Source organism: Caballeronia eucalypticola, assembly GCF_047608185.1.
Lineage (GTDB): Bacteria > Pseudomonadota > Gammaproteobacteria > Burkholderiales > Burkholderiaceae > Caballeronia.
Genome location: NZ_JBLKRU010000088.1, coordinates 1 through 14,910 on the forward strand (window position 1 = coordinate 1; position 14,910 = coordinate 14,910).

The 14,910-nt window shown below is 58.8% G+C and carries 11 protein-coding genes; 3 read left to right on the plus strand and 8 right to left on the minus strand.

Going from position 1 to position 14,910, the window contains the following annotated elements:
* Positions 1-1,220, minus strand: a 1,220-nt coding sequence (locus ACMX25_RS39835; RefSeq protein ID WP_414953566.1) for an IS256 family transposase, incomplete at its 3' end; no start/stop codon positions are given.
* A gap of 451 nt (positions 1,221-1,671) precedes the next feature.
* Between ACMX25_RS39835 and ACMX25_RS39840 the strand changes: the two genes are divergently transcribed.
* Both ACMX25_RS39840 and ACMX25_RS39845 read left to right on the plus strand, forming a co-directional pair.
* Positions 1,672-3,273, plus strand: a complete 1,602-nt coding sequence (locus tag ACMX25_RS39840) for an FAD-dependent monooxygenase (RefSeq protein ID WP_414955309.1) — start codon at positions 1,672-1,674, stop codon at positions 3,271-3,273.
* Between the two features lie 405 nt (positions 3,274-3,678).
* Positions 3,679-4,932, plus strand: coding sequence for a GNAT family N-acetyltransferase (locus tag ACMX25_RS39845; RefSeq protein WP_414955310.1), 1,254 nt, complete (start codon positions 3,679-3,681; stop codon positions 4,930-4,932).
* Between the two features lie 111 nt (positions 4,933-5,043).
* On the opposite strand, the gene ACMX25_RS39850 is transcribed toward ACMX25_RS39845, so the two are convergent.
* On the minus strand, positions 5,044-6,279 hold the full coding sequence (locus tag ACMX25_RS39850) for a GNAT family N-acetyltransferase (protein WP_414955311.1): 1,236 nt from the start codon (positions 6,277-6,279) through the stop codon (positions 5,044-5,046).
* Positions 6,280-6,797: 518 nt separating this feature from the next.
* Between ACMX25_RS39850 and ACMX25_RS39855 the strand changes: the two genes are divergently transcribed.
* Positions 6,798-7,439, plus strand: coding sequence for a dihydrofolate reductase family protein (locus ACMX25_RS39855; RefSeq protein ID WP_414955317.1), 642 nt, complete (start codon positions 6,798-6,800; stop codon positions 7,437-7,439).
* 74 nt (positions 7,440-7,513) lie between these two features.
* Here the strand turns inward: ACMX25_RS39855 and ACMX25_RS39860 are convergent, their stop codons facing one another.
* From ACMX25_RS39860 to ACMX25_RS39885, 6 genes are all read right to left on the minus strand, one after another.
* Positions 7,514-7,996, minus strand: a complete 483-nt coding sequence (locus tag ACMX25_RS39860) for a hypothetical protein (RefSeq protein ID WP_414955312.1) — start codon at positions 7,994-7,996, stop codon at positions 7,514-7,516.
* A gap of 66 nt (positions 7,997-8,062) precedes the next feature.
* Positions 8,063-9,502 carry a CHASE2 domain-containing protein gene (locus ACMX25_RS39865; RefSeq protein WP_414955313.1) on the minus strand — a complete coding sequence of 480 codons (1,440 nt, stop codon included), beginning with the start codon at positions 9,500-9,502 and terminating at the stop codon, positions 8,063-8,065.
* Positions 9,503-9,541: 39 nt separating this feature from the next.
* Entirely contained in the window at positions 9,542-10,159 is a 618-nt protein-coding gene (locus tag ACMX25_RS39870; RefSeq protein ID WP_414955314.1) for an OmpA family protein, read from the minus strand.
* Positions 10,156-10,623, minus strand: a complete 468-nt coding sequence (locus ACMX25_RS39875; protein WP_414955315.1) for a FecR family protein — start codon at positions 10,621-10,623, stop codon at positions 10,156-10,158. The genes ACMX25_RS39870 and ACMX25_RS39875 overlap by 4 nt, the downstream gene beginning before the upstream one ends.
* Positions 10,624-11,239: 616 nt before the next feature.
* Positions 11,240-13,228 carry a gamma-glutamyltransferase family protein gene (locus ACMX25_RS39880; protein WP_414955316.1) on the minus strand — a complete coding sequence of 663 codons (1,989 nt, stop codon included), beginning with the start codon at positions 13,226-13,228 and terminating at the stop codon, positions 11,240-11,242.
* A 467-nt stretch (positions 13,229-13,695) separates the two neighbouring features.
* A partial coding sequence (locus ACMX25_RS39885; RefSeq protein ID WP_414952933.1) for an IS256 family transposase occupies positions 13,696-14,910 on the minus strand: 1,215 nt, incomplete at its 5' end.

Here is a 14,910-nt window from a genome sequence, read left to right on the forward strand (position 1 = left end):
GCAAATTGATTCATCGCCGCTTTCCAGTCATGAGCCGCGTGGCCCCAGTTTGCGGTGATGTTTTGCAGAGCCAGCCAGATCAGCTTGGTCGCGGCTTCGTCGCTGGGGAAGTGACCGCGAGTCTTCACAATCTTGCGTAACCGCGCGTTAATACTCTCAATGGCGTTAGTCGTGTAAATCACCTTGCGCACTGCTGGCGGAAACGCGAAGAACGGAATCACCCGGTCCCAGGCGCGTCGCCATGCCGCCACGACGGTTGGAAATTTCTGACCCCAGGCGCCTTGTTCGAACGCATTAAGTTCAGCCTGTGCCGCGTCGGCGCTTGCCGCCGAATAAATTGGCTTGAGCGCTGATGCTAGCTCTCGCCGGTCCTTCCAGCTCGCAAAGTCCAGACTGTTGCGAATTAAATGCACGATGCACGTCTGCAGCGTAGTGGCCGGAAACACTGCGGCGAGTGCCTCGGGCATGCCTTTCAAGCCATCGGTGACTGCGATCAGGATGTCCTGTACGCCTCGCGTCTGCAGGTCGGCAAACACCTTCATCCAGAACTTGGCACCTTCCGTGTTCTCGATCCACAGCCCCAGTATGTCGCGTGTGCCATCCGGCAGCATGCCCAAAGCCAGGTAGATGGCCTTGTTGCGCACCACGCCTTCGTCTCGGATTTTTACGCGCAGGGCATCGAAGAACACGACGGGATACATCGGCTCGAGCGGTCGGGACTGCCAGACGGCGATCTCGTCCATGACGGCATCGGTGACCGAGCTGATGAACTCCGGCGATACGTCGGTGCCGTACTGGTCAATCAGAAAGCCCTGGATTTCGCGCACCGTCATGCCTCGGGCGTACATGGCGATGATCTTGTCGTCAAAGCCGGTAAAGCGGCGCTCGTGCTTGGGAATGAGGATGGGTGCAAAGCTGCCGTCGCGATCCCGCGGGATCTCTAGACGCAGCGGACCGTCGTCGGTCAGTACCGTCTTGGCGCTCTTGCCGTTACGGTGATTGGTGAGCTCCTCAGGCCGTTCAGCGCCCACCGGATATCCAAGGTGATGGCCCAGTTCAGCGCCCAGCGCCCGTTCGATTAACGCCTTCTTGAAGGCCATCGACGCCGACTGGATCGCCTCGGCACTCATTGGACCCTTGACGAACTCATCGATCAGTTCTTTAGGAATTGATGGCAATTCTCTCGCGGCCGTAGCGGCCGCCTTCGGTTTGCGTGGCATACATGCTCCTTTGCGACATGTTATGCCTTACACACAAAATTTTGGACAGGCTCGCATGTCGGGTCGTTATCGTAACTCCCGAGTGGTTCACGCGGAATGGCATACCACAGCATCTAAACGAACCGGTTGAACCATCCCGCTGTCATTTTCTCCCACGCGCAAAGCGCTGAACATGTCGGGGTTCTATCCGGCCAACACAGTCATTCGACACACCTGCCCGAAGTGTCGAAAATATGCGCAAACAATTGAAATCGAGGCTACATTTCTACGGAAGCCGACGAGTCCTTCCCCGACGTCCGATTAAGCCGCTTACAGCGGTCGCACCATGTTCGGACGCGCGAAGTCCATCACCCCACCAACCCCACCACCCCCAGTTAATTCGTATGCGGAATCACTAACTACCCACTACAACCCAATGATTCCCCCCACTCATCCTTGAGGGTTCATTGCCATGCTAAATGCCGCCACAGACATCCTGATCGTCGGCGCCGGCCCGGTAGGCCTATTACTCGCGACGGAGCTACGCCGCGACGGCATCGACGTATGTCTCATCGACCGCATGCCCACTCGAACTTTCTACTGCAGGGCGCTCGGCGTCACCCCGCGCACCATCGAAATTTTCGAGGACATCGGCATCGCCCAGCGCGCGATAGAAGCCGGCGTGTGGCTCACCGGCGTTCAGACCTGGCAGGACGGCGTCCCCGTCCCCGCGCGCAGCATGAGCGTCCCGACGCAAGGCTTGCCGTACGGCTCGCTCTCGCTCGCGCAGTTCGAAACGGAACGCCTCCTTGAGGCCGCACTCGCCGCGCAAAGCGGACGCGTGGAATATGGCGTCGAGCTGATCGCGTTCGAAGAACATGATGGCGCGGTCCACGCACAACTCATCGACTCCCAAGGGCAAGCGCACACCATGCGCTGCCGTTGGCTCGTGGGTTGTGACGGCTCGCGCAGCAAGGTTCGCTCAACGCTAGGACTTCCGTTTGAAGGTGGTCAGTACTCCCAGACATTCGCACTCGCCGATCTCGACGTAGAGTGGGACTTGCCCCGAGGACCCATGTATCGCTTCGACTGGAGCGCGGGCACACGCCCGAAAGCATCGCTCGCGGCGGTTCCCGTTCGCGGCTCGGCGCGCCGCTATCGGCTCTCGATCATCGTGCCCGAAGAAAATGCCGCGGCGCTCGCCAATACCCCTTCACCCGATTTCGACACGATGCGCGCGCTGCTCCTCCCGGCACTGCCCGATGGCACGCAACTGTCGTCGATGCGATGGTCATCGGTCTATCGTGTCAGCCATCGAATCGTGCCTGCTTATTCCCAAGGCCGCGTGTTTGTGGCCGGCGACGCCGCGCATATCCATCCGCCTGTAGGCGGTCAGGGCATGAATACGGGCTTGCAGGATGCGCACAATCTGGCGTGGAAGCTATCGCTTGCAGCTAAGGATCTCGCACAGCCCGATTTGCTCGCGAGCTATTCGGAAGAACGGCATCCTGTCGGTGTCGATGTCGTCCAGTCGACGAGCGCAGCATTGAACGCCGTGTTCGCTCGCGAGGCGCTGACACCGGCCATGCGCGAAACCCAATTGCTGGTGACCTATCGAGGTAGCCGCATCGTGTCCGACGAGTGTCCGGACATCGATGCGAGCTCACCCGCGCCCGGTGACCGGGTTCCCGAACTGGGGAGCCTCCAGCAGACATACATCGGCCATGCGCGGCGCCTGCATGATTTTGTAGGCGGGGGCCGGCATATCTTGCTCGGCTATATCGATGCACCCGGCGCTCAATACGATGCGTTCGTCGGAGGTTGCTCTGCGCTCGATGCCGTGCCTCACGAATTGACGTCTGCGGTGCTGATCGCGGCACCAGGTTGTGAAGTGCCATCCAACGAGCAGATCACTGTGCTGACCGATGCGGCAAACGAATTCACTACCGCATTTCATGCCCCGGGCGGCACGGTTTGGGGAGTACGGCCTGACGGGCATATCGGCTGGCGTAGCCATCGTTGTTCAAAAGACGCCGTAAAAAGATGGTTGCAGCATTCGATACAACCCGAATAATTTTGAGGAGCGGCGCGGCGGGTCTGACCGTATCCCCTTCTCAAACCGCCGCGATGCAATCGATCTCGATGTCGAAGTGCCCCGGCCATGCCGGCACGTTCACAAAGATGCGCGCCGGCGGATTGGCCCCGAAGAAGCGCGCATAGATTGCATTGTGCCGACCTTGGCGTGGTCCTCGCGAATACACGGTTATCGCGGCCTTAACCGCAGTGCAATCTGGAAAATCGCGGGTGAAAATATCGGGCTTTATCGAGAACGTGTGTCCGCGAACATTAAAGTCGCGCTCGCGCAGGTAGTGTTCGTTAAGCAGGCAATAAAGTACGCGTTAGCCTCAGTGATTTGCGCCGCATGCCGGAACTGCACTAGGTTGACTGCCGATAAAACTTAAACCACACGCTTGAATCTATGAATCGGGACGTTTGCGCTACATATAAACCTGCGTTGCAACCGGTCCATTCGTCGACTGGCGTAAAGCGTTCTATCGATGCGATCAGAACGGAAAGCCCAGTATCGAACCCGGGCGGCAACCGCAGTAATCAGGCGTTAGGCAAGGCAGCGTTCACAACGCACGAAGAGGCTACGGGCTCCAATATTGGCACCGCACGGGTCACTACCCCCGTGCGAGCCGATGGCGAGCCGGCGCGCCACGACAAGTTGCGTGGTGCGCGTTGCACGGCACCGCGGGTTCATCCGGACAACAGAGCCACCCCGGCGAGCGCGCCGCTTCCTGCTCAGTCGGTTTTTCATGAAGCGTGGTGGCTCGACCTCGCGACCGACGGCAACTGGCGCGCGGCAACTGTACGGCGGGGTAACGAGATCGTCGGCGAGATGCCGTATTCGGTGGGACGCAAGGGACCGTGGCGCACGTCACAGATGCCGCCGCTCACGCGCACACTTGGACCCGCCCTAAAACCGTTCGCCGGCGATCCGGCGCACGCGATGCTCGAGCGTATCGACATCACCACGCAGCTCATCGAGCAGATTCCGGAAGTCGACAGCTTTTATCAAATCTTCGATCCGCGCGTGGAAGATGCCCTCGCGTTCGGGCTGAACGGCTTTACCGTATCGACGCGCTACACGCTGCAGTTCGGTCAGGAACGCGACATAGAGCAACTGTGGAAAGGATTGAACGGCAAGACCCGTAACGTGATCCGCACAGGACAAAAGTTTCTGCGGGTTGCGCCTATCGAGTCGCCTGCCGAATTCAACCGGTTCTACGATGCCAATCTCGCCGTGCGCCACCGCTCGAACATCTACGGCACGGAGCTGATGCAGCGGCTGGTCAGCGCGTTTGTCGAGCGTGACGCGGGATACCTGCTTGGCGCCTACGACACGAACGGTCATCTCGTGGCGGCGATTGGCGTGACCTTCGATTCGCACGCGGCGTACTACCTGCTGTCATCCCGCAGTCCGAACGCTCATAGCGGCGCGATCAGCGTGCTGATCTGGGCGGCGATCCAGGATGCGATGAAGCGAAAACTCACCTTCGATTTCGACGGCATCCCCAACGCGAATACCTTGCGCTTTCTAAGTGGCTTCAATCCGACGCTTAAGCCGAGGCTCGTGGTCGAGCGGCATAAACCCGTCTGGTCGATGGCTAAAGCTGCCCGACGCTTAGTCATGCCAAGGAAACCCGGATGGTTCTTGTCGACTATGTGAGGGGTGGTGGGTAGGGGGTTTTTGGTGGCAGCCTTGCCGGGGCCTCTATCGCGATTGTCCCAAGCTGCCGTGAGCCGAGCGAAAGAGGCTTTTGCAGCCTGCTTCTCCGCTTCAGGCTTCGCCAAGTTCCGGCGCTTGCGCCATGGCGATTGACGGCCGTCTTTCAGCGATGTCTGGAGCAGCTGCCTTTGCAATCGCCGCGGCATTATCAGCGGCTTTGTCGGCGTTGGCTGACGCCCTCTCCGCGCGCATATCGACCAGCTTTTTCGCGAGACTCTTGGCGTGGAACGCCATTTTTCCCCACTGCGTCGTAGCAATCTGAAAGCTGGTGTTCGGCAGTACATTGCCCCGGCTCCAGTACGCTTTGAAGTCTTCCGTGCCAACGCCGAGGTCGAGATCCATCCGATTTTCCCAGGCCCACTTGACGCAGCGTTCTATCATGATCGACCCGGGCGCAAACTTCGAAAACTTCGAGTCGAAGGCCCCGATCAAACCGTTCACGCACGTATGCCCCAACCCCACGATGTTGGCAGCGACCGGCATGCCGTCAAGCGTCATCACGAAGACTATTCCCATCGGCTGCGTGTGCGTACCGTCGACGAGACTGACCAGAAAGTCCCGATAACCCTGCGAATTGAGCCAAGGGCCGTCCTTTTCGACGCGTTCTGCCCACTCGCGTTTACGCGCGAGCATCCAGTCCACCCATTGGGCGTGCGCCTGCGTATCCCCAGCTTCAAGCGCGCGGATTTCCAGGACGCCCTCCTTTTCGAAACGCCTCTCGCGCGCGCCGGGCTTCTTCTTCGACAACGTGCCCAGCGTGCTGCAATAAGCCGACCAGTCCGGCTCCTTGCGCAGTAAAGCCGTCGCGGAGACATCCTGCCTCGCTGCAACCAAGCCCGCGTGTCGCGAGACCAGATCGTAGAGCCCGGCATCCTTTGCGACATACGGAACAGAGAAGATATCGGCGCGGCAATCTCGGGTCGCGGCGCGCCAGGCTGCATTAAGCGCTGCGCTCGCACCGGCGGCTGCGAGGATGCTCGTGTGTTCAGCGGTACCGGGCGTAAGTGGTTCTAGGACGCTGCAGAAGAACCGCCGATGGCTCACAAGCGGCCAGACGAGCACGAGTTCGCCGTCCTCCCTATACACAATGCAATGCAGCCGCTGACCGCGCGGCTTTGCCACCTGAGTCCAGCATTGCCAACAGACATCGAACGCTTGGTGATGGCGTCCATCGGCTTGCGACCAGAGCGCATTCCATTCGTCTCGAAGCGCGAGGAAAGCGTCCGCATCAGTGATGATCTCGAGGCCGGATTGCTGGTTGCTCGCGTTGTCTTCAGATCGCTTCATGGAGGTGCTCAGGCTGGTTCAAGTGGGCGGTCTCGCCGCTGTCCTCGCGGCATCGCTCGACGCGCTTGGGCGTGCGGCATAGCAGGCCCCGGATTCGCGGTCTGCCACACTTTGAGGCTTGAGACAGATAGCGTCGGTGCGGTGGTCAACACACCTTTTAGCGCGGCCGGCTGCTGCCGGTATCAGCGCAGCTGTAAGGTCCACGAAGTGTCGAACCTGACGACCGAGACCTGGCGAAGGTCGTGCCTCGATGGGCCGTATCGGTGTGGTCGGCACGGTTGTGAGTTAAACACCGTGAAGCAGGGCATCCGATTGTTGCAAGGCAGCTTTGCTTCGCTTCGCAACCGAACGCGTGCCTTTGACTCTGGCGCCAACTAAAAATCGGCTAACCTTGCGTACGGGTTTCCACCGAGCGAGATCGTTGTCGATTTCGCATCCCGTCGCGCGTCGTGTGGATGAAAACGAAATTATCATCTGGCATCGAAGCCACATCATTTGAAGCGCTGACGGAGACGTTTATGACGAAAATAAGAGTTGCAGGGTTTGGTGTGTCACTCGATGGCTTTTCCGCGGGAACCGATCAAGGTCTGGATCACCCGCTTGGTGTGCGAGGCGAGGAAATCTTCCAATGGTTTTTCCCGACGCGGACTTTCCGTCAGATGCTGGGAAAAGAAGACGGTGAAACTGGCCTTGACGACCAATTTGCCCGGCGAGCAATGGAAGGTTTCGGCGCATTCATCCTCGGGCGCAACATGTTCGGCCCTATTCGCGGGGAATGGCCGGACGATCAATGGAAAGGCTGGTGGGGTGACAATCCGCCGTACCATGCGCCAACCTTTGTACTCACGCATCATCCACGGCCGTCAATTGAGATGCTGGGCGGCACGACATTTCATTTCATTTCTGGCGGCATTGAGGAAGCGTTAGAAAAGGCGCGCGAAGCGGCGGGCGGAAAGGACGTCAAGATTGGCGGCGGTGTAGAGACTGTGAGGCAGTACGTCCAGGCCGGCCACGTGGATGAGATTCACCTCGCCTTTGCTCCCGTCGCGCTTGGCCAAGGGGAACCGCTCTTTAGCGGTCTGGATCTTCGCGCTCTGGGATATCGGACAGTCGAGCATGTACCAACGGACCGGGCCACGCACATTGTCTTAGCGAAGTAGCGTTGGGGATGGATTGATTGTGGCGCGCCAGAGCGCCACAAAGGAACTATCCCAGTCCGTTTGAATATGTCGGTTTAGTTAGTCTTCGATTGGAACCATAGGGTACTTTCCGATCTCAGCAAAAATAACCCTGCGACAGTTTCTGCGGCAATGCTTATTAGGCCCACGACGTTGTTCCGCTCGGAGGACAGCCCGTCCGCAAACAGATGATAGAGGGCCGTCATGATGAGCAATGCCGTCAGAAAAAGCGCAACGTTTCTTGCCCACAGCTTTCCAGCTGAAAGCCGCATGATAGTAAATGCATAGAAGATCAAAATTGCGAAGAGCAGTCCAAACACCGTGATCGCCGCGCCCATTTCCCGGGGAGTACTGAAAGGCGGAACGCCCACTCCATGAATGATACGGACAAAAAAAACTGCAAACGTACTCCAATAAACTGCGACTGCGGCTCGAACCAAGTTGGGAGTATTGTTGCCCGGGAAAAAGATGAATTTGGTTTCCGCTCGCAAAGGAACCTCCGTAAATTTCGATTCAGAGCCGCCAGGTTTGCCGATCATAGTCCTGGTTCAACGCTATTTCTAGCAAGAAATGCGAATGTCGAGTCAGGAGAGAGTCGCATGGATCTACTCAGGCCCCTTCGCCTCCGCCCTCGCTCGCTCCACGACATGCAGCAACGTACGCGCAAAGAAACACCCCATCACCGCCGACAGAATAATGAAAATAGAGGCTGCATCGACCAGCAGTCCGAAGCGGATGAAGATAAAGAAGCAGCATAGAAGGTTCAGCAGATGCAGCACGACGCCCAAAATAGTAGAACCCTTAGGCACGTCTCTTAAGAACGCCGCAAACCTTGATTGCGTCCGTGGCACATACCAAATGATCAGTAATCCGAACATTATAATAAAGCCACTTTCCGCCCACTTCAACCAAGCTGGACGCCGCAGAAACCTTCCCTCAAAAATTGTCTCTATCACCTGCGCCTGAATCTCAATTCCGGGCACCAGTTCCCCCAACGGGGTCGTACGCATGTCCGTCACGCCAGTACCCGTCAGTCCGATCAACACCAATTTATTTCGAAACCGTTCTGGATCCACCGTTCCCTGCAGGATCTCGCGCGCCGACACATAGCGGCTCAGCGACGATCGAATAGAGGCGAAATGCAGCCAGATATCGCCGCCGGATTGGGTAGGCACTTGCACATCCGCGACACCCACCGCCTGCACGCCCGATGTATCGGCAAAGACAGAGATCGCCGATGAATCCGTGGCAACGCGGAACATTTCCATCGGCAGACCGGGAACCAGTTTGTCCCCCAATCCCATGATGAGGGGAATATGACGGACCACGCCTTGTTCGAGCGCCACGCTGAGCATCGCCTGCCCGTGGGCCGCCGCCTGCAATTCCGGCAGGCTCGCGAGCACATAGTCGAACCGTTGCACGCGGCCAAGAGGATCAGTGCCATGCACGAGGATCGGCGCGCTACGCATATCGGTGCTCGCGGCGAAGGTGGGATGGTCAAGTGCTGCAGCACCCAGTATGGTCGGCGCTGCGCGCAACGAACTCGCGAGAATAGCTTCATGACTGGGAAGCGTCCGCAAGCGGGCAGCAAGATCCCCGGCCGTTTCCGGTAGATTACCGGCCACCTTGTCGGGCGAAGTCTGGTCCGGCTCCGGCATGTAGATGTCGAGACCGATAGCCAGCGGTTTCAGCGCCGCAATGGCATCGACCAGACTGGCGAGCCGATTCCGCGGCCAGGGCCATTGCCCGACGGCTGCCAGTGTCGGGTCATCAATCTCGACAATGGTCACGGGCTGCGCGGTCGGTACTCGCGGAAAGCGACGTTGATACTGATCGAACAGAAGTTGCCGGGCCGTTTTGAAAGAATCCGGAAGTGCATCGTCGAGGTCGGCCACGAAAGCGGGACGCGCTATGTCGCTGGGCCATTCGCTGGACAGGTTGACGAGGCTCAGGCCGAACAGCACCATCAGCGCCATCGGGCGCCCCTGGGCCGCCTTGTTAAGACGCTTGATCCGGGCACGCCATAGGTCGTAGAAGCGTTTCATCGAAGGGATAGGCCGTTCACCGTCGATGACTCGCACGGATCATTGGATGGTGATGACGACGCGTCGGTTCAAGCGGTTGGGGACACCATCGGCAGTGTGGACCGCCGGCTCGCGCTTGCCTCGTGCAGCGATCTCTATCTGTTGGGCGGGAATGCCTTGCTTGACCAGGAATGCTGCCACCGTTTGCGCTCGACGCTTGGACAGGTTGTCATCGAAATCCTGCGAGCCGGCCAGATCAGTGTGACCGACCACTACAAGCTGCGGCGCAGGCCAGTTCGCCAGCACCGCTTTTAACTCTTTAACCGTAGCGAGCGATTCGGGAGCCAGGTCGGTGGCCGAGTCAAAGAGAAATAAGATCGTAAACGTCCTGGGACGCGGAGGCCGGGCCGCGAGTAGCTGGCTGTATCGCGTCTCCACGCTGGACTGGCTATCCATCGTTTTTTCGATAGCGCCGCCCTGGCTGACGTCGACCCCGGCGTATGCCTTGTTGATGGTTTGCTGTCCGGTGGCGCTGTGGACGATGACAGCTCCGACCTTCCCCTCCGGATCCGGCAACAGAATGATTTTGTCCGGAGGCGTGCTGCACGCAGACAGCAAAACCAGCGTGGCGAATGACGCTGCAAATGCTCGCTCGTGACGTCGGAATGCGGCCTTCACCGGGCACCCTCCCCGCTACCGCCAACTTCGATAATAAACGCAGTGCCGCGCACGCCGAGCGTCGTAGTCGGCGTGCTGAAACGCACGGAATCCGGATTCGCCTTCGCCAGTTTTCCGGAGATCACTGCCAGGGAACCGCGTTTGATCGACGCATCGAGCACCCCGTCATGGGTCGTGGTATTGAACGCGAATTTGTTGAGCTCGAGGATGGAATTGGCGCCTGCGGAGAGTTGGGTGTCGTCACGCAGCGTGATCCCGACTGAGGACTCGGGGCCGGTCACTATGCGATCGCTGCCGTACACCTCGCTGCCAATGGCCGCGCCCGAACTTGCTCCCGCCCGCTCGACCTGCACCGTGCCCTTGACGGTCTTGACGACGCCGGCTGCATCGGCGGCAAGCGCGTCAACGGATGCCATGGACCCGCAGGCAAGAATCAAGGCATAGCTGATGGCTTGGAGACGCATCGGTGGCACCTGATTGCGTAAGCGTGTGTCAACGCTGCTTGCGCGCGGCAGCGTGGCTCCCCTGCCAATCCGACGTTGCGAGGGATCATTCCGCGATAGCTAGTGGAACTGAGGCTTTATGAAAGACTTACAGAAATGCGGCGCGTGACTCAGGTCGAGACGGTTTTGCGCTAGCGAACAAAGTATGGTCCTCAGCCCAAATCTCTCTGTGCGCTTTCGCGCATATGGCCACGAGACACTTTTTTGGCAACTGGTTTGCGATTACAAAGGAAAGGATTCGGCATGCGATCCGCGGGACGACTGATGCACTCGCGTTTCATGCGCTGATGACCCAACGTGGAGCGACATCGCGACGAATCAACCGGTACCGAGGTTGCCGAATGGATCAGGCAGCATGTCGCTTTGGTGGGCATACTACACTCCGCGATTTCGCCGAACCGTTCGTTTTGCTGCGGAAATCTTCTTCGCCGGAAAGCACGCTCGCTGAAGCCAGTCGTTTTGTGACAGGCCTCAGTCAAGCGCGGGATCAGTGACTTGCGCGACGCCAAGATGCACCACCATGGCCGTGCGGGACCGGCTCTTACCATCGACCAGCCCCGCTACGCCAGCTCACTCCTTAAGGGGCGAAAGTATCACCCAACACCACGCCCTCCCGGCGCGGGTCCGTGCCACCCTGCAGGACGCTCGACTGATTAATCCCCGTACGAAGGATCGTATTGACGCCACTCGCCTGAGCCGCCGTGGAAACGGTGTGACCCAAAGCAACCAGTCCCGTCAGCAAGGGATCGTTCGCGCCACCATTCGAACTGTTGATGTTCGGATGCTCGCCGCCGAGAGTCGTGACCGGGCTATTGCTCGCGCCAAAGTCGACCAGATTCGCGGATTGCTGCGCGTCCAGTCCCCAGTCAAGCACACCAACAATCGTCTTCACCACGTACTGCGGAATCGTGCCGCCGCCAGGTGAACCCGTTGCCATCACGAAGTCGCCCTTCGACCCATCGGCGGCGATCTTGAAGACTAAAGTAGGCGCCATCGAACTGCGCGGCCGCTTGCCAGGCTGCACGCGATTCGCAACCGGAGCGCCCGTGGTGTCGGTCGGATTCGCGGAGAAATCCGTGAGCTGGTTGTTCAGCAGGAAACCGTTCGTCATGTGGAACGAACCCATGCTCGACTCAACCGTCGTGGTGGCGGTCACCACGTTGCCGCTGCCGTCCACGATAGTGAACTGGTTCGTGCCATGCTCGATCAGCGTTTTATCCACGCCAAGCGGAACCGCGCCAAAGTTACCCGCAGCAGCCGTACCCATGCTCTTGTTGACGTTGATCAGGGCCGCCCTGCTCTGCAAATAAGGCTTGTTCAGCAACGTGTTCCAGGTGCCATTTGGCGGCGGAATGAAATCGGTATCGGCTACATATTTGTCGCGGTCCGCATACGCCATCCGTTCAGCTTCGGTAATCAGATGGACACCCTGAACGGTAGGCTCGCCGCCTTCGAGATCGATAGCCGTTGGCTTTTGCTGTTGAAGATTAAAGTTCTCGAGAATGCCCAGTGCGGACGCCACCGCAATTCCACCGGACGACGGCGGCGGCATGCCGCAAATCCAGTAGCTCCTGTAAGTCGTGCAAATGGGATCGCGCTGTTTCGCCTGATAGTTCGCGAGATCGGCGACCGTCGTTTTGCCCGGGGTGATTACTGAGCCATCGGCGCCCGTGGTCGTCGCAATCTTCGCCACAATGTCCTGTGCGATCTGGCCGGAATACAGTGCGTTGGCACCGTTGCTTGCCATCGCCTTCAGCGTATTCGCGTAAGCCGGATTTTTCAGCAGCGTGCCCAATGCCTTGGGCGAGCCGTCCGCGTTAAGAAAGTAAGCAGCGGCTTCGGGGTCGCGTTTCAGGCTGCTCGCATTCGACGCAATTGCACCAGCAAGCCGTCCACCGATTGGAAAGCCATTGGTTGACAGCGTGATCGCGTCACCAAACAGATCCTTCCACGCAAGCTTGCCGTGATCGCGCTGCAGCGCCTCAATAAGCCGCGGTACACCAATGGTGCCGATCGAGCGACCGCTCGCACGCGCGCTTGGCTGCGGCGCGGAACGGTCGTTTGTATCGTCGACATAACGAAGATAGTTTTCGGTCGCCGCGCTCGGTGCCGACTCGCGGCCGTCGTACGCCTGCACCGTCTTTTTCGATGCGTCGTAGTACATCAGCACGCCTCCTGACCCGAGCCCCGTTGCTTCGGGAACTGTCAGGCCAAGCACTGCCTGCACAGCGACTGCGGCATCGGCCGCGGTCCCGCCTTGCTTGAGCACGGCGCAGCCTGCGGCGCTCGCATACGCATTCGATGTGGTGACCATATAGGTCTTCGCGTACACGGGCTTCAGACCCGTGCGATAACCCGAAGCGGCTTCGGGGAGTGAAGGGTCGCCCGGGAGATTCGAGCCAATGACGACGCTCGACCCGCTGCTGTTCACCGCGAGGCAACTCGAGTCTTGCGCGGGGGTTGGGGAGGCGGACTGGTGGTCGTCTGAATCACCGCCGCAGGAAGCGAGCAGAAGCGTGGAGGCGGATATTGCCGCCACAAGTGTGAAGTAGGGGTTGCTTTTCATCGTGCTTTCTACAAGTCCTTTTATTGTCGAATTCTCATGACCGGGAAGCAGCGGCCCGGGGGATGCTTTAATCGGAGCCATGCGTGACCCGCATTAAGCCGACAAAATGCTATCTGAAATATTACTAAATATCTCTATAAAAATAATATTTGGAGATATTTTGAAAGAATGATCGGCACTTGGAACGGGATGAGAAATGGATGAAAAAGGATGAAAAACAGATGAGAGGCGGGAGGATTTGACTAGGAGCGGAGGCGTAGCAGAAGGGAATGCGATAAGTTGAGGAGTTGAAATCTAGGGGTATAGGCGCTTAAAGATTTGCGACGCGGCCAAGCGCCGGCCTAAGCGTCGCTTAGAAGCCGCAGCAACAAAACGACAGCGCTCGTAATAACCGACTAGCGGGAACTGTCAGTATTTTTGTGTGCAAGGCGTTAAAGGCCCGCTTCGCAGCGGACCAGACTCAAACCTTATGAGCTCGGCCGGGTGAATCGATCTTCATAGAGAATGGCAAATTGATTCATCGCCGCTTTCCAGTCATGAGCCGCGTGGCCCCAGTTTGCGGTGATGTTTTGCAGAGCCAGCCAGATCAGCTTGGTCGCGGCTTCGTCGCTGGGGAAGTGACCGCGAGTCTTCACAATCTTGCGTAACCGCGCGTTAATACTCTCAATGGCGTTAGTCGTGTAAATCACCTTGCGCACTGCTGGCGGAAACGCGAAGAACGGAATCACCCGGTCCCAGGCGCGTCGCCATGCCGCCACGACGGTTGGAAATTTCTGACCCCAGGCGCCTTGTTCGAACGCATTAAGTTCAGCCTGTGCCGCGTCGGCGCTTGCCGCCGAATAAATTGGCTTGAGCGCTGATGCTAGCTCTCGCCGGTCCTTCCAGCTCGCAAAGTCCAGACTGTTGCGAATTAAATGCACGATGCACGTCTGCAGCGTAGTGGCCGGAAACACTGCGGCGAGTGCCTCGGGCATGCCTTTCAAGCCATCGGTGACTGCGATCAGGATGTCCTGTACGCCTCGCGTCTGCAGGTCGGCAAACACCTTCATCCAGAACTTGGCACCTTCCGTGTTCTCGATCCACAGCCCCAGTATGTCGCGTGTGCCATCCGGCAGCATGCCCAAAGCCAGGTAGATGGCCTTGTTGCGCACCACGCCTTCGTCTCGGATTTTTACGCGCAGGGCATCGAAGAACACGACGGGATACATCGGCTCGAGCGGTCGGGACTGCCAGACGGCGATCTCGTCCATGACGGCATCGGTGACCGAGCTGATGAACTCCGGCGATACGTCGGTGCCGTACTGGTCAATCAGAAAGCCCTGGATTTCGCGCACCGTCATGCCTCGGGCGTACATGGCGATGATCTTGTCGTCAAAGCCGGTAAAGCGGCGCTCGTGCTTGGGAATGAGGATGGGTGCAAAGCTGCCGTCGCGATCCCGCGGGATCTCTAGACGCAGCGGACCGTCGTCGGTCAGTACCGTCTTGGCGCTCTTGCCGTTACGGTGATTGGTGAGCTCCTCAGGCCGTTCAGCGCCCACCGGATATCCAAGGTGATGGCCCAGTTCAGCGCCCAGCGCCCGTTCGATTAACGCCTTCTTGAAGGCCATCGACGCCGACTGGATCGCCTCGGCACTCATTGGACCCTTGACGAACTCATCGATCAGTTCTTTAGGAATTGATGG